The sequence below is a fragment of the Psychrobacter sp. T6-1 genome, assembly GCF_052258445.1.
Window position 1 is genome coordinate 1 of sequence record NZ_JBQQFC010000609.1, and the last position, 864, is coordinate 864.

The window sequence follows — 864 nt, forward strand, 5'->3', positions numbered from 1 at the left end:
GAAGTTGTGGTGTTTAATATTGGTGCAAATGTACATTTCTCCATTTTAGAGACTACAGAACGCGTCTATCGAAAAGTATGGGAAATGGGCGCATTAGCTGGGTTTTTGACAGGTAAGGAAGCGGCAAAAGTCATGTTACCGCGCCAAAAAGGCACCATTATCTTTACTGGTGCGACGGCATCATTACGAGGTGCTAGTGGTTTTTCAGCTTTTGCTAGTGCTAAATTTGCCCTGCGAGCACTGGCACAAAGCATGGCGCGCGAGCTTGGGCCAAAAGGCATACACGTAGCGCATACTGTTATCGATGGGGTTATCGATACTGAATTTGCTCGAGATAACTTTGCTGATCTCTGTGCGCTCAAAGATCAAGGCGCAATACTAAATCCAGAACATATCGCCGAGCAGTATTGGCAGCTGCATTGTCAGCCAAGAGATTGCTGGACACATGAGATGGATCTACGTCCTTGGATGGAAACCTTTTGAAGTTAATGAATCATTAGAGGATGTATTAAACTCTATACAAAGATAAGACGGCAAGTATGGCTTGCCAGATAGTTAGCCATTAACGGTCTGTAATAGTGTTTATTTAACATAATATACATTATGCGAAAACAAACCAATGGCTTTTAGGGCTGCGTACATATTTTTTACTGACCACTATTTGCAAATATTGTTTTTATAGAATTCACTTAAAAGAACTTACTCAAGCCTTTTACAACGAACACGCTAACTTTAATTTAACGAGCGACAACTCTTAATTAAATGCTCCCATAAAGATGTGCCGTCGCTATCCAAAATGACATCTGCTATCTGGCAGACACTCTCATCGCACGCTAACTCATAATACACCTGATTAGACACATC

At 41.3% G+C, this 864-nt stretch carries 1 protein-coding gene; it reads left to right on the forward strand.

The window, feature by feature from the left end:
- Positions 1–483, forward strand: a 483-nt coding sequence (locus ACTXGO_RS14920) for an SDR family NAD(P)-dependent oxidoreductase (RefSeq protein WP_443575072.1), incomplete at its 5' end; no start/stop codon positions are given.
- Between the last annotated feature and the right edge of the window lie 381 nt (positions 484–864).